The organism is Staphylococcus arlettae (assembly GCF_002902345.1).
GTDB lineage: Bacteria > Bacillota > Bacilli > Staphylococcales > Staphylococcaceae > Staphylococcus > Staphylococcus arlettae.
Window position 1 is genome coordinate 216,614 of sequence record NZ_PPQB01000022.1, and the last position, 21,745, is coordinate 238,358.

Consider the following 21,745-nt stretch of genomic DNA (forward strand, 5'->3'; position numbering starts at 1 on the left):
AGGAGTCACCATTTTTTAGGTCTCGTAGTGTAGCGGTTAACACGCCTGCCTGTCACGCAGGAGATCGCGGGTTCGATTCCCGTCGAGACCGTATTGCCCATCCAATAGGATGGGCATTTTTTTGTGCGTTTAACTAGAAAATAGCTTATGATGAGGAGTAAGAGGAGGCAAAGTTATGAGTGGTAACCAACAACTACATGAGTTAGATTTTATTGATTTACTCAGCGAACGTCATGCGCAATTGAGACAGTTAACTGAAACAGCAGCTAATGTGGATCAGGAAAGCAAAATATCATCTTCAGAGTGGTATATCATCTCTATTATTGGTGCCGAAACATATACCTTGTCTGAATTAACAGCACTCGTGAAATTGACGCGCCAAGCGATACACAAAACGGTTAAACAACTAGAACAAAAAGAGCTTGTAGTACTAAAAGCAGTCACAGGTAATAAAAAAGAAAAATGTGTAAACCTTACAACATTAGGTCGTGATTTATGGCAACGCAATCAGGCTTATCAACAAGAATTAGAACAACATATTAAAACAAAGATAGGCGTAGCTCAATTTGAGCAATTAAAAGCATTACTTCAAACAGATTGGGATTTACCTACTATAGCTAAAAAATGACTGAGTTAAACACTTAATTGAGTCTTAGATATATTAATCGTCGGCGTATTGTTTTATGCTGACTGACCATTGTTAGAGCGAGTACAGGAAAGCGACAATATTAAATGCTTTCACACGCGCTCTTATTTTTTTATATTATTGTCAACCTAGTTGACAATTTTATATATATTTTGGTAAAGTAACAAAGTTAGTATTATGGAGGTGTGCTAGACGGCATGATGTCTCAGGCTATGAGTCGGAGTGTTTTAGTTCGACTACATAGTTTAGACGAAGTAATACGGAAATAACATAAAGAAAAAGGGAGATTATGTCACAATGGCAACACAAGTAGAAGTACAAAGACCAAAGCTATTTGCATTTGTCTTAATGATTGGTGGATTTATGGGCTTATTTAGTGAAACAGCTCTAAATATGGCTTTAACAGATATTATGGCAGACTTTCAAATCGAAGCAGCATTGGCACAATGGTTAACGACAGGTTATTTACTAACGATGGCTTGTATGGTACCCATTTCAGCATATTTAACGAAATGGTTTAGTACTAGAACACTCGTTTTTGCAGGCTTAATATTATCGTTAGTAGGAGTTATTAGTGGTGCTTTAGCACCTAATTTTGGAGTGCTATTAGCCGGACGTGTGATTCAAGCATTAGGTACGGGGCTATTATTACCTATTATGATTACAGTATTAATGTTAATTTTTCCGCTAGAAAAGCGAGGCGCTGTAATGGGAATAATGGGACTCGTAATTACAGCTGGCCCCGCCGTAGGTCCAACTTTAGCAGGTATTATTATTTCAGCTTCAAGCTGGCATTTTATCTTTTGGATTAGTGCACTGTTATACATCGTAGTGCTATGTATTGCACTGACTACAGTAGAAAATGTGGCAGAGTTAACTCGACCACGTATTGATATTATCTCAATCTTACTATCGACACTTAGCTTTGCGTGCTTAATATTTGCCTTAAGTTCAATGGGCACAGCATCATTAACACAATGGATTGTCTGGGTGGCATTAGTTGTTGGTATTATTAGTTTGATCGTATTCACACTACGTCAGTTTAGCTTAAATGAGCCAATGCTCAATTTACGCGTGTTTAAATACCCAATGTTTACGTTGGGAGCGTTACTAGTATTTTTAGTTATCTTATGTATTTTGTCTACAGGTATTTTATTACCATTATATTTAAAAGGAGCATTATTATTTAGTTCAGTTATAGCAGGACTTATATTGCTACCGGGTAATGCTGTGAATTTATTATTGTCACCTGTAGTTGGTTCATTATTTGATCGTTATGGTGCACGCTATTTCTGTATCTTTGGATTTGCGACTATGTTTATCGCTACATTAATCTTTACGTTAACGATTTCGACAACGACACCAGTGTGGATCATTATTTGTGCCTTTATGCTACTCTTTGTCGGTATTTCAATGGTAATGATGCCAGCACAAACAAATGCCTTAAATCAGCTACCACAAGCATTGTATGCAGATGGTTCAGCAACGATTACTACATTAATTCAAGTCGGGGGCTCAGCAGGAACAGCTATCGCGATTGCTATTTATACGAATCATATGCAACAAGTTACTGCAGCAAAAGCACAACTAGCCCCAGAAGCAATTGTCTCTAGTGGTATTCAGTTTACCTTTATCTTCATTTGTGCAATAACTGTCATAGGTTTTATTTGTGCACTCTTTATAAAGAAACAGAAACAAGTGTAAGACTTAAGTAATTGCTGTGAAGAACATGAGAAGAACGAACGTAATATTGAAATGGGATTTATTGCTAATATGTTTTATAAGACTGGAACAGAAAATTGTTTCAGTCTTCTTTTTATAGTTCTCGTCACAAGCTCTTTTGTTCGCCTGCAACTTAAGTTAAGATAAAAGTACGTATGTGGGAAAATAGAAAAATTCAGAATTGTAGCGGAACATGGTATAATTATACAATGCACTCAAATAATTTTTTATTTGGATAAATAGAATTCGCTTGCTATAAATGGTAAATTATATAATAGAGTACTGTGTAATTATTGAATAAAATACACAATTTAGAAATGAGGTTTATAATATGGCTAGAAAAGTTGTTGTAGTCGATGATGAAAAACCAATTGCTGATATTTTAGAATTTAACTTAAAAAAAGAAGGATATGAAGTATTCTGCGCGTACGATGGTAACGATGCAGTGGACTTAATATATGACGAAGAGCCAGATATTGTCTTGCTAGATATTATGTTACCTGGGCGTGACGGTATGGAAGTATGTCGTGAAGTACGTAAGAAATATGAAATGCCAATCATTATGTTAACAGCTAAAGATTCAGAAATTGATAAAGTCTTAGGTTTAGAATTAGGTGCAGATGATTACGTGACGAAGCCGTTTAGTACACGTGAGTTAATTGCACGTGTGAAAGCGAACTTACGTCGTCATTATTCACAACCAGCACAAGAAGTTAACGAAGAGACTAATGAAATTGTGATTAAAGATATTACAATTTATCCAGATGCTTATTCGATTAAAAAACGTGGTGATGATATCGAATTGACTCACCGTGAATTTGAATTGTTCCATTATTTATCTAAACATATGGGGCAAGTTATGACACGTGAACATTTATTACAAACAGTTTGGGGCTATGACTATTTTGGTGATGTACGTACGGTAGACGTAACAATTCGTCGTTTACGTGAAAAAATCGAGGATGATCCTTCACATCCAGAATATATCGTGACTCGTCGAGGCGTTGGATATTTTCTCCAACAACATGATTAGAGGCCACGTAGATGAAATGGCTTAAACATTTTCAATCTTTACACACGAAGCTTGTTATTGTCTATGTATTACTAATTGTCATCGGGATGCAAATTATCGGTTTGTATTTTACCAATAGTCTTGAGAAAGAACTGACTCAAAGTTTTAAAAATAATATTACGCAGTATGCGAAACAAATCGAAATAAATATCGAAAAAGTATACGATAGTGACGGTTCTGTAAACGCACAAAAAGAAGTGCAAGACTTGTTGAATGAGTATGCGAACCGTCAAGAAATCGAAGAAATTCGTTTTATTGATCGCGATCAAATTATTATGGCTACGTCTAAGCAGTCTACGCGTAGTCTAATTAACCAACGAGCGAATGATAATTCCATCCAAAAAGCTTTGTCGATTGGTGAAGCGAACAGTCATACTATGTTAAAAGATTATGGCAATGGTAAACAACGTATGTGGGTTTACAATTTACCAGTCAAAACGTCTGACGGGACAGTAATTGGCGATATCTACATAGAGGCTGATATTAATGATGTATATAATCAGTTAAGCAGCATTAATCAAATCTTTATTGTTGGTACGGGCATTTCGTTGTTAATTACAGTTATACTTGGGTTCTTTATTGCACGTACTATCACAAAACCAATTACAGATATGCGTAACCAAACGATTGAAATGTCGAAAGGTAATTATACGCAGCGTGTGAAAATTTATGGTAACGACGAAATTGGAGAGCTCGCATTAGCATTTAATAACTTGTCGAAACGTGTACAAGAAGCACAAGCTAATACGGAAAGTGAGAAGCGGCGCTTAGATTCCGTCATCACGCATATGAGTGATGGTATTATCGCCACAGATCGTCGTGGTCGTATTCGTATTGTCAATGACATGGCATTGAAGATGATGGGGACAACAAAAGAAGATATTATCGGTTACTTCATGTTAAATATTTTGAAATTGGAAGATGAATTTTCATTAGATGAAATTCAAGAAAGTAATGAAAGTTTCTTATTAGATATTAATGAAGTAGAAGATATTATTGCCCGTGTGAATTTCAGTACTATTGTCCAAGAAACAGGCTTTGTTACAGGGTATATTGCCGTAATGCATGATGTTACAGAACAACAACAAGTTGAACGTGAACGTCGCGAATTCGTAGCTAACGTGTCACACGAATTACGGACACCATTAACGTCTATGAATAGTTATATTGAAGCCTTAGAAGAAGGTGCGTGGAAAGATGGACAATTGGCACCGCAATTCCTATCTGTTACACGAGAAGAAACAGAACGTATGATACGTTTAGTTAATGATTTATTACAATTATCGAAAATGGATAATGAATCAGAACAAATTACAAAAGAAATTGTAGATTTTAATTCCTTTATTAATAAAATTATTAATAGACATGAGATGTCAGCGAAAGAAACACAATTTGTGCGTGAAATTCCAAACAACACTATCTTTACAGAACTTGATCCAGACAAAATGACACAAGTATTTGATAATGTCATTACCAACGCCATAAAATATTCTCGTGGTGATAAACGCGTCGAGTTTCACGTGAAACAAAACGCATTATATAATCGTATGACGATTCGTATTAAAGACAATGGTATTGGTATTCCAATCAATAATGTGGATAAAATATTTGATCGTTTCTATCGAGTAGATAAAGCACGAACGCGTAAGATGGGTGGTACAGGTTTAGGACTCGCAATTTCCAAAGAGATTGTTGAAGCTCATAATGGACGCATTTGGGCGAACAGTGTCGAAGGACAAGGTACGTCAATCTTTATTACACTTCCTTGTGAAGTCATTGAAGATGGTGATTGGGATGCAGAATAAAGAACTAATTAAAACGATTATCCTTGTTATCTTAGTGCTTATGAGTGGCGTCCTCACTTATATGACTTGGAATTTCTCGCCAGACTTAGCTAATGTCGATAATCAGACAGACAAAGACAAGCAAACACATGCTATCGGTAAACCACTTAATCAAGGTATGGAGCAAGTTGTGACACCGTATCAAATCATTCATTCAAAAGGTGAAGATACGGAAGGTGTCACAGCGACTAAAGATAACGTTAAAACAATGTTGGACCCATTAATGGATCAACGTGTCACACGAGCTGAACGTATGCACAGTCAACATAATTTGATTATTCCAGATTTAAGTGATGATTTTGTAGTACTTGATTTTACGTATGATATGCCTTTAGCAACATATTTAGGACAATCACTAAATATCAGTGCGAAAATACCGAATAACTTTAAATTTAATCGCTTATTAATTGACCAAAGTCACAATGGTAAAGTTCAATTATATGCGGTGAGTAAAGACAGACATGATGTCGTGCGCATGACGACAACAGCAAAAACAAGTAAATTGAAACAAGCTTTAAGTAGCTTAAACAAAAAAATGCAACCTTACACTGAAATTATTACGAGTAAGGACACTATCGATAAAGCGACACATATTTATGCACCAGATGATCCTAAAGGATTAAAATCATATCGCACGATTTATAATCGTATTAGTGTGGATGCGATGAATGCAATTCTCTTTAATGATTCGCTAGTTGTGCGTAGTGCGAAAAGTGGAACTACGACTTACAATAATAATACTGGCGTTGCAAATTACAATGATGAAACCGAACGTTATCGTTATACTAATTTGTCAGAGGATGAAGACCGCTCAAATAATATGAAAGATACGATACCAAGTACATTTGACTATATTAATAGTCACGGAGGTTTCACAGATGATTTCCGTCTATTTAGTACAAATAACGATAGTGGTGAATTAACGTATCAACTATTTTTAAATGGGCGACCAACCTTTAATGAAAAGGACTTAAATCAAATTAAAGTATCATGGAGTGAGAAAGGCATATTTAGTTATGCCCGTTCCTTATTAAAAACAAATGTTACGATTGATAGTGGTGACAGTGAAACTGATTTACCGGGTGCTGAAGAAGTGAGATCATCTTTAGCAAATAACAGAACTATTGATTTTGAGAAAGTGACAGACTTAGCAATTGGTTATACGATGAATGATAAACCGGATAATAAAGATATTGAAATTCAACGTAATAGTGAATTTACGCCACAATGGTATGTTGAATATGACGGCAAATGGCATCCGTATAAAGATGGGAGGCTAGAATAATGAACTGGAAACGTGCAAAAACATTATTTATCATCGTCTTTATTCTAGTTAATATCTCCCTGATTGTGATTTATATCGATAAAGTAAATAAATCACATATCAATGAAAGCAAGGACGAAAATAAAGTAGATTTCAAACAAGAAGAAATCACTATTCCGCAACATCTTCAATCCGTCGATGGCGTAAAAATGCAGTTACTGACTGCACGCTCGAAAGATTTTTCGTCTTATGCGAAGGACAAAGATGATGTATCTGCGGAGTCATCTGGACGTGTAGCCAAAGGAGATATGAAAGACGCCATCAGTATTAAAAATAATGCCTTTACCGATTTGAAAAAATTCATTGTCGATGATGTGTATAAAGGTACACAATATCAAATGAGCGATGTCAGCAACGATAAAGTGACCTTTGAACAAACATATCAATCATTTCCGATTATGAATAACAATAAAGCACAATTGACGTTCAATATTAATGACGATGAAGAGGCCACAGATTATAGACAAACGGCTATGCAGACAATAGAACCATCTAAAGGTGAAAATAACAGCAAAAAACAAGTCATCAGTGCACGATCAGCAATTGAAGCACTGTATTACAATCGTTATTTAAAACAAGATGACGAAGTGACGAAATTACGCCTTGGTTATTACACCGTAGTTAAAGAACCTAATGTGCAAGTATTAGAAGGTAATTGGGAAATCAAAGTTAAACATGCCGGCGAGGACAAAGTAAAAACATACTACGTTGAAGCCGTCTCAAAAAGTCCTAAAATAATCGAGGAAAGTTAAATAATGAGCGCTTACCCAGACGGTAGGCGCTCATTTTGTATATAAAATACACAACTGCAAATTGAAAATATAAAATTTGTAAGTAAGGAAGTGGATATCTTGATAGTATTATAGAGGAGTAAGTGCCATCAAGCGCTAAATAATTATTAATAAGAAACTAGTTGTGTTATTTTAAAGCATTACACATCATGAGTGAAAGAGGGACCTAACAATCGTATATGTAACGCGGGAGTGTGTTGAATATTATTTAAAGCACTTAACATAGCCATTGTGATAATGAAAGCGAATATGACTATGATTTATATAAAACTATCAAAGATATTATTGCAACTGTAATTACATAGAGCAACTTTAAGTTGCTCCTAAAGTGATTGTAGCACTATTTTAAAATATAGTTAGTCGTTAAGCGCACAAGGTAAAATATCAACAGTGAATAACAAAAAATAGTAATATAGATTGGGCGCTGTTAACAAGAAAATGGTAGAGGCACAGTAACGGTTGTCTGCGTGTACTATTTCCCGGGCTATAATTTTAGTGAGTTATAATGGGTACGCAAGAGCTTTCGTAAAATATAAAAGAATTCAATTATTGAGGAATAGTTTCGGAAACTTTATTTTTTTCTGCAAGTGTTGTGATCATGATTAAAACGCAATGATTTTGACAGAATTTCAAAATCAGAGTAATTGATGACGCATAACACTACTTGTTATAGTATAATGTAATAGTGAAATTCAAGAACGGGACGATGAATCAAATCACAGCACGTAGAACGTACATATGAATGTCATACGAGTTACTGTAAACGGTCAGTGAAGTATAGCAGTAACAACGATATGACTGATGAGCAACGTGATAAATTTAAATTTTTGAAGCAACTGTGAAGACGATAGACATGTTTAGAGATGTCGATGTAGATGTAGCAGTGTGTTCTTAGTAGAAAGGGTGAAACCGCTTGATACGAATGAGTGTCTTAGCGAGTGGTAGTACAGGAAATGCGACGTATGTCGAAAGCGATAAAGGTAGTATCCTAGTAGACGTAGGTCTTACTGGTAAAAAGATGGAAGAACTATTTAGTCAGATTGATAAAAATATAGCTGATTTAAATGGTATTTTAGTCACACATGAACATATTGACCACATTAAAGGTTTAGGCGTTTTAGCACGCAAGTACAAGTTGCCTATTTATGCCAATGAAAAAACGTGGTCAGCGATTGAGAAAAAAGACAACAAAATTCCGATGGATCAGAAATTTATTTTTAATCCATATGAAACGAAATCTTTAGCAGGTTTTGATATTGAGTCATTTAACGTATCTCACGATGCAATTGATCCACAGTTTTATATTTTCCATAACAACTATAAGAAATTTACGATGTTGACCGATACAGGTTATGTATCAGACCGCATGAAAGGTATGATTCAAGGTAGCGATGCCTTTATGTTTGAAAGTAATCATGATGTGGATATGTTACGTATGTGTCGTTACCCATGGAAAACCAAACAACGTATCTTAGGTGATATGGGACATGTTTCAAATGAAGATGCCGGATTAGCCATGTCAGATGTGATTACAGGCAGTACAAAACGTATTTACTTATCACATTTATCTCAAGATAATAATATGAAAGATTTAGCACGTATGAGTGTGGCACAAGTATTGAATGAGCGTGATATTGATACTGAGCGAGAAGTATTATTATGTGATACAGATAAAGCTCAAGCGACACCAATTTATACATTATAATAAGTTAGATAACTAGAGCACCTTTACGGTAACGTAGAGGTGCTTTTTTAGTGTTAAAGGGTGCTTAATTTATCGTGCTGTAAACTTAATATTGGACGTTTAGTAAGAGTAAAATATAACTTTAGTATGAGCTAGTTGTGTTGGTCTTAATAGTAGAATAAGCAGTAATAATCCACAGTGGATAACTATAAAGCTGATGTAAAGGGATATAAAGAAAATGTAAATAACTGTGAATAACTATGTAAGACAGAAGGGGACTTATCCACTATTTTGTCCATAGTTATCCAGAGATGTGTACAATTTACATGTGAATACCCACATTATACACAGAGTTATCCACAAATACACAAGTTATACAGTACTTTCTGTTTATAAATCGTAAATTTTGTATAAAAATCGTATACATTCTTGTTATAATAAGAGGGTATCATGTGCACAAGTGTATAACTTGTGGATAAGTATAATAACTTATAAACACAGCGTGGAGGACATTATGAAAATTACAATACTCGCAGTTGGTAAATTAAAAGAAAAATACTGGAAACAAGCACTTGCTGAATATGAAAAGAGGTTAGGTGGCTACACTAAAATCGAACTCATCGAAGTTGCAGATGAAAAAGCACCGGAAAACCTGAGCGACAAAGAGGTCGAACAAGTCAAAGCGAAAGAAGGTCAACGCCTACTTGCCAAAGTCAAATCACAATCCACAGTGATTACCCTTGAAATTCGAGGCAAAATGTTAACATCCGAAGGTTTGGCACAAGAACTTCAAGGTAGAATGACCCAAGGGCAAAGCGACTTTACTTTTATTATTGGCGGCTCACATGGTCTGCATCAAGACGTCTTAAGTAGAAGCAACTACGCTCTTTCATTCAGTACCATGACCTTCCCACATCAAATGATGCGCGTCATGCTCATCGAACAAATCTACAGAGCCTTTAAGATCATGAAAGGCGAAGCGTATCACAAATAAAACTAAAAAAACGATGTTGAACAATAATATTCATTATGAATTTTTTGAGTAAATCTTAGGAGGAGAAATTAAATTGATTAAACCTAAAGATATAGTTCAATTTTTAAAGCCATGGTTTTTGGCTCTTATATTTGTTGTTTTTATACTTATTCAAGTAGCAGGTTTCACTGGTTATAGTGAAGATTTTTTCGGGCTATTTCATATTGGAATTGGACAATTAGGTTTACTTTTACGATACAGCTTGGCATTTTTATTGTCTGGTCTTGTTACCTTTATTTACTTGTACTATTATAAAAAATTCATAGGAAAAAATAAGAATGATTATATAAAGAAAGTGAAGTCTGTTGTTGTTTTTGTGACATTTTTTATAGGTGGATTTATTATATATAAAGATATATACCTATCAGACATATTGCAAAACGCTTTATTATGGCAAAAGTTTGAATATATGAGTTTATTAGGTTCTACATTTTTAATATTTTGGTGTGAAAAATTAGCTGATAAATAATAGTATTATACAAAAGGAGTTTTGCTATAATGACAATAATAATCCACCCGCTGCAACATATTGAATCTGCAAACATGAATGATTTGGATGATCAGATTCCGTTTAATTACTCTATATTAGAAAACTTATACTTTGATTTTGAGAAAACTGACTCATTTTTTGATTTAACAAAAAGTTACGAAATCGATTATTGGAAAAACATGCTATTTAATCGCATGAATCTACTAATTCGAAATTATACATACACGATGTTCTATTATAATCAGGGTATACCTGATGAAGTTTGGTATAAGTCACCTGGTTCAAAAGGACAATCAGTTGAGCTTTTTCCTGATTTTAAAGAAGAAGACTATACTAAACAATTTAATTTTAATTACTTTTCTGAATATTTCTTCTTACAGGGTTTTAGCATATTTGAGTTGTTAGGACATATTATAGTAAATATTTACGACATACAATTAAAAAAGAATGAAATAAGTTTTCATAAAGCAATAAACAAACTTAAAGAAAAAGATTTAGTGAAATTTTATGCACTTGATAAAATTCGTAATTCCAATGAATTTGATGATGCAGCTAAACACAGACACAACATTACACATAATCAGCATCCACAATTTATATCTTCAGGAATAACTAAATGTGAAAATGGGATAGTTACAGCTGGTGTTGGAAATTACACTACATCTCAAAAAGTTAAAGAAATAATGGATGGGATGTTAATGTGTTTAGAAAAGACAATAGAAATTATAAATAAAAATAAAGATTAAATTATCTTTTAAAGATATAATTTAAATGGTATTGAATAGAATTAGTAGCATTGTATATAAATATAGCATCAGGGAGTAAACAAGAAGCAAAAATAAGATATGAAACCCTCAATATTGCAGATTTGGAAATATTTAATACTCACCCGATTTTTAATTTATATAAAAAATTAATGGAAAGTTGATATTATGACGAAAAATACTTTTAAAGAAAGAATTCAAAAAACATATACAAAAAAAGATCTTGAGAAAGCTTTAGGTCTTAAAAACAAAGCTCAATTGCAGAAACGAATTGATAAATTAGTTGATATTTATAAGGTTGATATGAAGAAATTTCAAAAAAATTCTGGTGAAAGTGAAAGAGCTGCTTATAGTTTCAATGGTATTGCTTTTGATATATTATGTGTCTTATTAAATAATATGACAGATGATAACATACCAAAAGCAATTACGGATGAAGACGTAAGGCTGAGAAAAGATGCGATAGAAAATATTGATATTACCCAATATGCGAATTTTATTAAAAATGTTAAGAATGACATAGATAAAATTGAATTTAAACCATTAAGACTACATATACATGCACAAAAAGCATACCAAGATGTAAAAAAGGTGTTTGATTCAGGCAGTAAAATAAACGATAAGTTACAATTAGCTTCTGAAGTAATGAGTCAATTACCTATAGATAAACAAGTGGAATTAAGTGACAAAATTGCACTTGCTATACATGAAGTTGTTTACTCAACATTTTCAGAAAGTAAATATAATGAACGAATTGATGAACATAATCAAACGAGTGAAAAGTCAAGTCAATATGATTTTCGATATAATTATTTTGTAAATCAATTAATAGATAATGTAATAACAGAAGATATAGATGAAGAGAAAGCATTCATATATGATAGAGATGAACAATTAGATTGGTTATTAGTTAACATACTAAATAAAGTTCAACGAGCTGCGGATGGATGGGGAATGAGAAATGCTAAACCTCATCACAGAACACAAACATTTAGAGATATGGAGCATTATTTCCTTAGAGATGTATCGAAGATGATAGATAAAGAGCTTAACAAAAAGGGAAACTTAAATAAACAATCTAAAAAATATGACTTCGATAATAAGATAAAGGTTATTAATGACAATATTGATTTTTTTAATGAGGATGAACAAATTAGAAAGCATTTACTAGAGTTACGTAAACGATTAGACTTTCATTCTGCAGCAGTATTAAATCAGAAAAATCATTCATACATAGGCAATGAAATGTTCCAATATTTTATGGATGATATGCAGCAAGTTGTAACATTGATAGACCGATACATTAATAAGCCTGAACATTATAATGATATGAAAAATGGATATATTAATGAATATAAATCATTTTATAATGCATATAATAATGAAATTGAAGTGACTAAAACGCACGAAAATAACATCTCAATGGTAATGTTAATGAAACAATTTAAGAATCAACTGTTAAAAAGAAGGAATAACCGAAAAAAGCTCTAATTGAAGTTAAGTAGAAAATTAATAAATAATTGGTAAGCTCAATCCCTCATATAAAGGGATTGAGCTTATTTGCTTGGTGGAAATTTTTTTGAATTTTTTTGCCACTTCATCAACGACCTCTATTTAGTATTAAGATTGTCTTGTCAAAACGTTTTGAACAAATTTTAAGTTGAAAGTGAGCGCGCCACTTTCAACCATAAAGGAGAAGATTTACATGGAGACAAGAGACAAACTGATGTCATTGACTCAAAGTGACAAAACACAGCAATGGTTAATGGACAAATCATCTAACCAAACTGATGTTCAACAATTGCAACAACAATTCAGCCAACTGCTAGAACAAAAATATAATGCACTTTTAGCTGATGAACAAGCTAAGTTAGACCAATATGTGGAAGTACATCATAATTTAGAAGTATTAAAGAAAGAGATTGAATCGGAACCCATTATGCTTAATATCGATAAATTACCCGATATAAAATCAACAATGCTTGAAAAGGCTAAGAACGATGAACATTCTGATAAGATTGAAAAGCTATTTGATAGGTTAGAACAGGCATTAAATGGTACGAATCGATTATATACGCAATTATCGTTGATTGGTACACGGACACATCGAATCACAACTAAAAATTTTAATATCCAAGGCTTACCTAAAGCAGTCCAACGTCTGATTTTACCTGCACAATTCAAAAAGGTATATACAATCGATTTCAAGTCATTTGACCCTTCAATTGTTGGATACATGACCCAAGATTCTAAACTGATTGACTATTTGAATCATAAAGAAGGTTTATATGACGCATTACTAGAAGATTTATCACTGTCCAAAAAGGAGAAAAAGTTCGTTAAACGTGCATTTATTGGTTCGTTTCTATTTGGCGGCAACTTCGATAGCCCCAAATTCAAGTTGAAACATTATGTAAGTGAAGTGCAATGGTTGGATGCGGTCAGCCAATTTACAAAAGTCATTGAACTTAAGAAACAAATCGAAGAGCATAAAACCATGCCTATGCCCTACGGCATTGAACATGATATGAGCGCATTTCAAGGTAGCAGTATTATGGCATTTTATGTACAAACTGTAGCGAGTTATATTTTCAAACACATTCTATTGGAAGTGTACAGAGCACAATGCGAACAAAAAACGTTTAAAATTATTGTACCCATACATGATGCGATTATGATTGAATGTGATGATGAAGAAACGGCGCAAAATGTATCGCAGCTAATGAAAAGTAAGGCAAATGAATTGTTTAATGGTGAGTTTGCGCACGTGACAGTGGAAGCATTAGGGGGTGTAAACAATGAATAATGATAGAGGACAAAGTTTACAAATTCCAAAAAGCATAGCCCTAACTGAAGGATATATATATGTTGCTTCATTATATTCTGTCACCCAAACAGATTTCAATGGGGATGTTAAACATCAGTTTACGTATGAAATAGAGATAGATCAGAAAGTTATTTATGTAAATCGTAGTATTTCGAAAGATGCTACCGATAAGCAGTTGTCAATCAATGATTGGCTTAAACGTCATAGTAATTATAGCTCCACTCATAAGAATTATGACCCCTACATTGATAGAAAGCATTTAATCCATGTAGGTTGCTTTAACGGTAATTACTATGTACAAGATGTAGCATCATTAAATGAAGATGGAGGATTATTATAATGAACCATATATTACAAATGTTATCTAAGCTATTAAGTGTGGCTAAGGAGGCAATCGACCGTGAAGGTCTGATTGCTATCCTAACCATTAGTATTGGCAATGACGATGAGATAGAAGAAACGGTACAAGGTGAAACAGTGTATAACGAACTTATCGATAAGTTACAACTTAATATCCCTAAAGATAAGGATTATCGACCTAACATCTATAGCTATTTTGGTATTCAGAAGAACCCCAATGACACAGTACTAATGGAAATGATGATAGAGGTTTTTCATATCAAACGCTTTAATTCAGAACTGTTTGTTTTCAAAGATATAGGTTGGCAAAAGGTAAATGAAGATGAATTACAAGGGTTGATTTCTAAAATGATACAAGTATTGCTAGTAGATTATAAGCCTTCATTAAGTACTCTGAGAAATGTCGTAGATGGATTACAGAAATCTCCAGATATAGAAGAACTCAATGAGGATAAAAATTATATTGGCTGTGGGGAAAATATGTTTAATCTAAAGACATTTAAAGTGGTTGAAAACGATATAAAAATCTTCCCTAAGACACGATTAAATTTGATATTAAACAAAAGTGATGTCATCACAGATAATGTACCTCAGCATTTCAACCAATATATGTTGCAGCTTGCGAATTACGACAATGATTTACAAGACTTCCTTTTCCAACATATGGCAGTGTTATTGACAGCAGATACTAAACTACGTCGTGGACTTATTTTGTATGGAACTGCAAAAAATGGGAAATCAGTCTATATCAAATTAGTTAAGTCATTCTTTTATAGTAATGATATCGTATCTAAAACACTTAATGAACTTGGCGGGCGTTTCGATAAGGAAAGCCTAATTGGTAAACGAATTATGGCAAGTGATGAAGTGGGGAAAGCAAATGTTGATGAAGCAACTGTGAATGATTTCAAAAAATTACTATCTGTTGAACCAATTCATGCTGACCGTAAAGGAAGAACACAAGTAGAAGTCACTCTAGATTTAAAACTTATTTTTAATACGAATGCTGTACTTAATTTTCCATCGACACATGCAAAAGCTCTAGAGCGTAGAATTGCTGTTATTCCATGTGAATATTATGTTGAAAAAGCTGACCCTGACTTAATTGAAAAGTTACAGGATGAAAAGAAAGAAATCTTTCTTTACTTGATGTATGTGTATAAGCAAATTGTAAAAAATGATATCGAGTACCTCCAAAATGATCGTGTTACTGAAATTTCTCATGATTGGTTAAATTTTGGATATGAATTTGTTTCTAGTAAATCAGCAAGTATTGCACATCAGAAAGCGTGTATTAATTTACTCAGAAAACTTATAGAAATCAAACCAGGATCACGAATCAAAGTATCCGAGTTAAATAAAATTATTAATGAAGAAATAAAGGTGAGTTCTCAGGTTATTAAACAGTTAATTCAAGCAAACTTTGATACTCAAACCAAACTATACAATGGCTACGATTATTGGATTGATTTAGGTTGGAAAGAAGCCGATAAAAAAGAGATTCATGATATTTCGAAAAAAGATAATATTATTTCATTAGATAAAAATGAAAATATAACAGACGATGAGACATTAGATGAAGAGAATTTGGACTTTGATTGGGAGGACTTTGACGATGAATAATGAACAAATTGAAGCATTTGTAGAAGTGATTGTGCCTATCATAGAAGAACGTATCAATAAAGGTAAGTAATCTAATTACGTACTACAGGCAGTTGCCTGTAGTACTCATATGATTAAGTGGTAAAAGTGATAAAAATGAAACGAAATTATAAATATATATTATCCATATGATGTTACAAGACCGATGGTCTGTAGCAATAATCTAATAAAAGGAGCGGTATGATATGAAGGGTAAAATTGCACTTTATTCACGCGTTAGTACGTCAGAGCAGTCGGAGCATGGGTACTCAATCCATGAACAAGAACAAGTACTCATCAAAGAGGTTGTGAACAACTATCCAGGTTATGACTATGAAACTTATATCGATTCTGGTATATCAGGTAAAAATATCGAAGGTCGACCAGCAATGAAACGTCTATTACAAGATGTTAAGGATAATAAAATCGAAATGGTGTTAAGTTGGAAATTGAATCGTATCTCACGATCAATGAGAGACGTGTTTAATATTATTCATGAATTCAAAGAACATGGCGTAGGGTATAAATCGATTTCTGAGAATATTGATACATCCAATGCTTCTGGTGAAGTTTTAGTTACAATGTTTGGGTTAATAGGGTCAATCGAACGTTCAACACTGGTCAGTAATGTCAAGATGTCGATGAATGCTAAGGCACGTAGTGGAGAGGCAATCACCGGTCGTGTTTTAGGCTACAAATTATCACTTAATCCATTGACACAGAAAAATGATTTAGTTATTGATGAAAATGAAGCTAATATTGTACGGGAAATCTTTGGTTTATATTTGAATCACAATAAAGGACTTAAAGCAATCACGACAATTCTAAATCAAAAAGGATATCGCACCATTAATCAAAAGCCATTTTCAGTGTTCGGCGTGAAATATATTTTGAATAATCCAGTCTATAAAGGTTTTGTTAGATTCAATAACCATCAAAACTGGGCAGTTCAGCGAAGAAGTGGTAAAAGTGACGAAAATGATGTGATATTGGTCAAAGGAAAACATGAAGCCATTATAAGTGAAGATGTATTTGATCAAGTTCATGAGAAATTAGCATCTAAAAGTTTTAAACCAGGCAGACCTATTGGCGGAGATTTTTACCTTCGTAGCCTTATTAAATGTCCAGAATGCGGTAATAATATGGTATGTCGACGGACTTATTATAAAACCAAAAAGTCCAAAGAACGAACAATCAAGCGTTATTACATTTGTTCCTTATTCAATCGTTCAGGGAGTTCTGCATGTCATAGTAATGCGATTAATGCTGAAGTCGTCGAACGCGTAATCAATGTTCATTTGAATCGTATTCTTTCACAACCTGATGTTATTAAGCAGATTGCATCAAATGTGATAGAAGAACTGAAACAAAAGCATAGTAACCAAACAGAAATTAAATATGACATTGATAGTTTAGAAAAACAAAAAGCTAAGCTTAAAACACAACAAGAACGATTGTTAGAATTGTTCTTAGATGATCAAATGGATAGCGAAATGTTAAAAGCAAAACAAAGTCAGATGAATGAACAACTAGAGATGTTAGATAAGCAAATTAAAGAAACGCAACAAGCTAGGGAATCACAAGCTGAAGTACCTGATTTTGATAAACTTAAAAGCCGTTTAACCATGATGATTAGCCGATTTAGTATCTACTTAAGAAAAGCTACACCAGAAGCAAAAAATCAACTTATGAAGATGTTGATTGACTCTATTGAAATTACGACAGATAAACAAGTAAAACTTGTAAGGTATAAAATTGACGAAAGTCTTATCCCTCAATCTTTGAAAAAAGATTGGGGGTCTTTTTTTATGCCCAAATTCCAATTCGAGATAGACGGTCGAAAGAATTATTTCATCGACCAAATCACCACTTTTACCACTTAGTTCTTAGTGACAAAAGTGAGAGAAATGAAATAAAACTCAAATATATATTATCTAAATGATGTATCACATGACTACATCAACCCAATGCATTAGGAGGTCATAATTATGACACTGGAACAACAACTCAAGCACTATATAACCAACTTATTCAATCTGCCAAAGGATGAAAAGTGGGAATGTGAATCTATCGAGGAAATTGCTAATGATATCCTACCTGACCAATATGTAAGGCTTGGTCCACTCAGTAATAAAATACTTCAAACCTATACCTACTACTCTGACACACTTCACGAAAGTAATATCTATCCGTTCATCCTCTACCATCAGAAACAACTCATAGCCATTGGTTATATCGATGAAAATCACGATATGGATTTCTTATACCTACACAACACTATCATGCCCCTTTTGGATCAACGATACTTACTAACAGGAGGACAATAATATGCATAAATATATAAAAATCACACAAATAGTTATTACAGTCCTAAGTGAAATCATTACTTGGATGAAAGAATCAGAACGAAAGGAAATCTCTTATGAATAGATATATCACTCGTGGTATTGTCCAAAACTTATCTACTGCATTACAACATCAATTATGGCAATTTGTAGCACAACGTGAAAACGAACAGTCCAAGGAATTAGAAGCAATAGATTACTTTCATGTCTTCCAGTTCCACGTGCATAATGATCAATTATATATCAAACACAAGCAAGAACGTCCTGAGTATGTCAAGATTCATAAAGCCAATTATTCAAAAGGTATCAATATTAATAAGGTCTACATTATCAGAGAAGATGATGTAGACCTTTCTTATTATGTCATGTTACTACCAGAAGAATACTAAAGGAGTCAAAATAAATGGAAACAATAAAAAGTACATTAGAAACTGAAGCTATATTCAGTGATGACCAACAACATCGCTATCTACTTAAGAAAACATGGGACAGTGAAAAACAAACACTTACAATCGTTACGATGTATCCGCACTATGATGGTATTCTCAATATTGACCTAACAACCCAACTCACTATGAATAAAGTTTCAGAAATGGATTCATTTGGTTCAATCAATTTTGTGAATCTATATTCTAATATTACAACACCTTTTAATCTTAAATATTCAAAAAATGCTTATGATAAGCATACTGATATTCATATTATGAAAGTAGTGAAAGAATCGGATGAAGTGATATTAGCATGGGGTGCTTACGCTAAAAAACCGATTGTTGAAGTGCGTGTAAATGAAATATTAGAAATGTTGAAACCACATAAAAAGAAAGTGAAGCAACTCATGAACCCCACAACTAATGAAATCATGCATCCACTGAACCCTAAAGCACGCCAAAAATGGATACTAAGGTAAAGGAGGATTATCTATGAACCATGACACTACACAATCCAATTGGCGAAGGGTTGCTAGTTGTTTAGCATCGCAGAATTATATTTCGATAGTAAAAGGTTTGGTACATCATTTCACAGCCATCGATGACGAGGAAATACTTGATAAAATCTATGAAGAATTTATGAATGATGACTCCATCACAATATTACTTAACAATGATTTTCAAGATATTATCAATCGCTACTTATCAAAATGAAGATACATTACTTTTTAATAAACTAAGAGCATCCTTCACTTTGCGGTGAAGGATGCTCTAATGTTTATTTTTTGTTTAAAATTTAAAAAGAAATGAAAAGTTAAATTTATATTAATTTTATTATATGATTAAGCGAGATCATCTGAAGTGTAGTATACTATTAATACAAGAAAAGTTATTATAAAACTTGTCAAAAAATATGACATATCATATAGTAACAGACTATCAAGTGTCATATTTTTTGACAGCAAAAATGATACTTAAACTATGGTTGTCACGGCATTTGTTACAGTATCGGATCGATAACTACCCCGAAGAATAGGGGACGAGAACTTCATGCGACCATTTAAAATTGCTTCCCCTTTTTGTGATCGATAACTACCCCGAAGAATAGGGGACGAGAACTGTTCATATTCAAACCGGAGTTTGTTTACTAACATTTGATCGATAACTACCCCGAAGAATAGGGGACGAGAACTTCTGTAACGGTTGCCGGCTTGGTCTTGGTCGTTTAAGATCGATAACTACCCCGAAGAATAGGGGACGAGAACAATTGGTCGAAACCATTTCCACCAACGATTTCATTTAAGATCGATAACTACCCCGAAGAATAGGGGACGAGAACTCTAACGGGTCGTGCTCATACATGCAAATACTGTCTGCTGATCGATAACTACCCCGAAGAATAGGGGACGAGAACCTAGGGTACCATGTTTATCTGTAGTCTTGTTATAGTACGATCGATAACTACCCCGAAGAATAGGGGACGGAGTGTATTTTTTATAAGCACTCTAAAAAATTTAAAAAAACTACATTGATTAATTTTTAGGGGATGGAAAGTGAAAAATGTTATTTATGTGGAAAATCATTACTTTGTCACTGTGAAAGAAAATAGTATTAAATTTAGAAATGTAATAGATAAAAGTGAGAAATTTTACTTGTTTGAAGAAATAGAAGCGATTATTTTTGATCATTATAAAAGCTATTTCTCTCATAAGTTAGTAATTAAATGTATTGAAAATGATATTGCTATTATTTTTTGTGATAAGAAACATTCTCCACTAACTCAACTTATTTCCTCTTATGGAATGACACATCGTCTTCAAAGGATTCAAAGTCAGTTTCAATTAACAGGAAGAACTAGAGAGAGAATATGGAAGAAGATTGTTATAAATAAAATTATTAATCAAGCACGATGTCTTGAAAATAATTTACATACAGGAAATGTTAAATTATTGTTAGAATTTTCAAAAGAAGTTAGTACAGGAGATAAAAGTAATAAAGAAGCACTAGCAGCAAGAATTTATTTTAAAGATTTATACGGTAAACAATTTAAACGTGGACGTTACAATGATATTATTAACTCAGGGTTGAATTATGGGTATTCGATACTTAGATCTTTTATTAAAAAAGAATTAGCTTTACATGGATTCGAAATGAGTTTAGGCATTAATCATCGTTCGAAAGAAAATCCATTTAATTTAGCAGATGATATTATTGAAGTTTTTCGTCCTTTTGTAGATAATATAGTGTACGAGATAGTTTTTAAGAAAAATATGAATACATTTGATGTAAATGAAAAGAAATTATTGTTAAATGTTTTGTATGAAAAGTGCATTATAGATAAAAAAGTGGTGAGGTTACTTGATAGTGTGAAGATAGTTATTCAATCACTGATTAGATGCTATGAAGAAAACACCCCTACTTATTTATTACTACCTAAAATGATTGAGGTGGGGAACTAATGTATTTATTAGTTAGTTTTGACTTACCTAGAGATACTAAATTTGAACGTAGAGTCGCAAGTAAGTATCGTACTCGATTATTAGAACTCGGTTTTAATATGAAACAGTTTAGTTTATACGAGAGGTATGTCAGCGATGTTCAAAAAAAAGATAAGATTTTAGAAATTCTGCAACAAGAAATTCCTGATACTGGAAGTATTACACTATATGTCTTACCTGATGAGGTAAATAATAGTCAGATTACCATATTAGGAAAAGAGGTTAAGGTTGTTGTGCGAAAAGAACCTAAGCTAATTTTTCTATAAAGTGGAGGTT

General features: G+C 33.2%; 21 protein-coding genes, 2 tRNA genes and 1 CRISPR repeat array (1 of these 24 only partly in view). All 23 genes read left to right on the forward strand.

Features of this window, described 5'->3' with window-relative positions; all coding sequences use genetic code 11:
- Positions 1 to 11: transfer RNA gene (locus CD036_RS11150), tRNA-Glu, on the forward strand; it begins 71 nt to the left of the window's first position.
- 7 nt (positions 12 to 18) lie between these two features.
- Positions 19 to 91 (forward strand) — tRNA-Asp (locus CD036_RS11155).
- Positions 92 to 175: 84 nt separating this feature from the next.
- The gene (locus tag CD036_RS11160; RefSeq protein WP_103388677.1) at positions 176 to 628 is read left to right on the forward strand and encodes a MarR family winged helix-turn-helix transcriptional regulator; all 453 of its coding nucleotides are present in this window, start codon (positions 176 to 178) and stop codon (positions 626 to 628) included.
- A gap of 315 nt (positions 629 to 943) precedes the next feature.
- On the forward strand, positions 944 to 2,350 hold the full coding sequence (locus CD036_RS11165; protein ID WP_103388678.1) for a DHA2 family efflux MFS transporter permease subunit: 1,407 nt from the start codon (positions 944 to 946) through the stop codon (positions 2,348 to 2,350).
- 349 nt (positions 2,351 to 2,699) lie between these two features.
- Entirely contained in the window at positions 2,700 to 3,401 is a 702-nt protein-coding gene (yycF, locus tag CD036_RS11170; protein ID WP_002510630.1) for a response regulator YycF, read from the forward strand.
- 11 nt (positions 3,402 to 3,412) lie between these two features.
- Complete coding sequence (walK, locus tag CD036_RS11175; protein ID WP_002510631.1) at positions 3,413 to 5,245, forward strand: cell wall metabolism sensor histidine kinase WalK; 1,833 nt, start codon at positions 3,413 to 3,415, stop codon at positions 5,243 to 5,245.
- The gene (locus tag CD036_RS11180; RefSeq protein ID WP_002510632.1) at positions 5,235 to 6,569 is read left to right on the forward strand and encodes a YycH family regulatory protein; all 1,335 of its coding nucleotides are present in this window, start codon (positions 5,235 to 5,237) and stop codon (positions 6,567 to 6,569) included. Before walK ends, CD036_RS11180 begins: the two co-directional genes overlap by 11 nt.
- Complete coding sequence (locus tag CD036_RS11185) at positions 6,569 to 7,360, forward strand: two-component system regulatory protein YycI (protein WP_002510633.1); 792 nt, start codon at positions 6,569 to 6,571, stop codon at positions 7,358 to 7,360. The genes CD036_RS11180 and CD036_RS11185 overlap by 1 nt, the downstream gene beginning before the upstream one ends.
- 961 nt (positions 7,361 to 8,321) lie before the next feature.
- Positions 8,322 to 9,104 carry an MBL fold metallo-hydrolase gene (locus CD036_RS11190; protein ID WP_103388721.1) on the forward strand — a complete coding sequence of 261 codons (783 nt, stop codon included), beginning with the start codon at positions 8,322 to 8,324 and terminating at the stop codon, positions 9,102 to 9,104.
- Between the two features lie 493 nt (positions 9,105 to 9,597).
- A complete protein-coding gene (rlmH, locus tag CD036_RS11195; RefSeq protein ID WP_103388679.1) occupies positions 9,598 to 10,077 on the forward strand; it encodes a 23S rRNA (pseudouridine(1915)-N(3))-methyltransferase RlmH in 480 nt (159 codons plus the stop codon).
- Between the two features lie 73 nt (positions 10,078 to 10,150).
- On the forward strand, positions 10,151 to 10,585 hold the full coding sequence (locus CD036_RS11200) for a hypothetical protein (RefSeq protein ID WP_103388680.1): 435 nt from the start codon (positions 10,151 to 10,153) through the stop codon (positions 10,583 to 10,585).
- A 29-nt stretch (positions 10,586 to 10,614) separates the two neighbouring features.
- Positions 10,615 to 11,352 (forward strand): Cthe_2314 family HEPN domain-containing protein, encoded by a 738-nt coding sequence (locus CD036_RS11205; RefSeq protein WP_103388681.1) that lies wholly within the window; start codon positions 10,615 to 10,617, stop codon positions 11,350 to 11,352.
- Positions 11,353 to 11,538: 186 nt separating this feature from the next.
- On the forward strand, positions 11,539 to 12,861 hold the full coding sequence (locus CD036_RS11210) for a DUF6038 family protein (RefSeq protein ID WP_103388682.1): 1,323 nt from the start codon (positions 11,539 to 11,541) through the stop codon (positions 12,859 to 12,861).
- A gap of 214 nt (positions 12,862 to 13,075) precedes the next feature.
- Positions 13,076 to 14,176, forward strand: a complete 1,101-nt coding sequence (locus tag CD036_RS11215; protein WP_103388683.1) for a hypothetical protein — start codon at positions 13,076 to 13,078, stop codon at positions 14,174 to 14,176.
- The gene (locus CD036_RS11220) at positions 14,169 to 14,537 is read left to right on the forward strand and encodes a hypothetical protein (protein ID WP_103388684.1); all 369 of its coding nucleotides are present in this window, start codon (positions 14,169 to 14,171) and stop codon (positions 14,535 to 14,537) included. The genes CD036_RS11215 and CD036_RS11220 overlap by 8 nt, the downstream gene beginning before the upstream one ends.
- Complete coding sequence (locus tag CD036_RS11225; protein ID WP_103388685.1) at positions 14,537 to 16,180, forward strand: DUF5906 domain-containing protein; 1,644 nt, start codon at positions 14,537 to 14,539, stop codon at positions 16,178 to 16,180. The genes CD036_RS11220 and CD036_RS11225 overlap by 1 nt, the downstream gene beginning before the upstream one ends.
- 224 nt (positions 16,181 to 16,404) lie before the next feature.
- Positions 16,405 to 18,081: a cassette chromosome recombinase CcrC gene (gene ccrC, locus CD036_RS11230; RefSeq protein ID WP_103388686.1), complete on the forward strand. Its 1,677-nt coding sequence runs from the start codon at positions 16,405 to 16,407 to the stop codon at positions 18,079 to 18,081.
- Positions 18,082 to 18,186: 105 nt separating this feature from the next.
- Positions 18,187 to 18,525 carry an SAUGI family uracil-DNA glycosylase inhibitor gene (locus CD036_RS11235; protein WP_103388687.1) on the forward strand — a complete coding sequence of 113 codons (339 nt, stop codon included), beginning with the start codon at positions 18,187 to 18,189 and terminating at the stop codon, positions 18,523 to 18,525.
- A 95-nt stretch (positions 18,526 to 18,620) separates the two neighbouring features.
- Positions 18,621 to 18,932, forward strand: coding sequence for a DUF960 family protein (locus CD036_RS11240; protein ID WP_103388688.1), 312 nt, complete (start codon positions 18,621 to 18,623; stop codon positions 18,930 to 18,932).
- Positions 18,933 to 18,946: 14 nt separating this feature from the next.
- Complete coding sequence (locus tag CD036_RS11245) at positions 18,947 to 19,450, forward strand: DUF1643 domain-containing protein (RefSeq protein ID WP_103388689.1); 504 nt, start codon at positions 18,947 to 18,949, stop codon at positions 19,448 to 19,450.
- 13 nt (positions 19,451 to 19,463) lie between these two features.
- Entirely contained in the window at positions 19,464 to 19,685 is a 222-nt protein-coding gene (locus tag CD036_RS11250; protein ID WP_103388690.1) for a hypothetical protein, read from the forward strand.
- Positions 19,686 to 19,982: 297 nt separating this feature from the next.
- A CRISPR array of direct repeats spans positions 19,983 to 20,459; the repeat unit is 36 nt; unit sequence GATCGATAACTACCCCGAAGAATAGGGGACGAGAAC.
- A 65-nt stretch (positions 20,460 to 20,524) separates the two neighbouring features.
- Entirely contained in the window at positions 20,525 to 21,430 is a 906-nt protein-coding gene (gene cas1, locus CD036_RS11255; protein ID WP_103388691.1) for a type II CRISPR-associated endonuclease Cas1, read from the forward strand.
- Complete coding sequence (gene cas2 / locus CD036_RS11260) at positions 21,430 to 21,735, forward strand: CRISPR-associated endonuclease Cas2 (RefSeq protein ID WP_103388692.1); 306 nt, start codon at positions 21,430 to 21,432, stop codon at positions 21,733 to 21,735. Before cas1 ends, cas2 begins: the two co-directional genes overlap by 1 nt.
- The last annotated feature ends 10 nt before the right edge of the window (positions 21,736 to 21,745 follow it).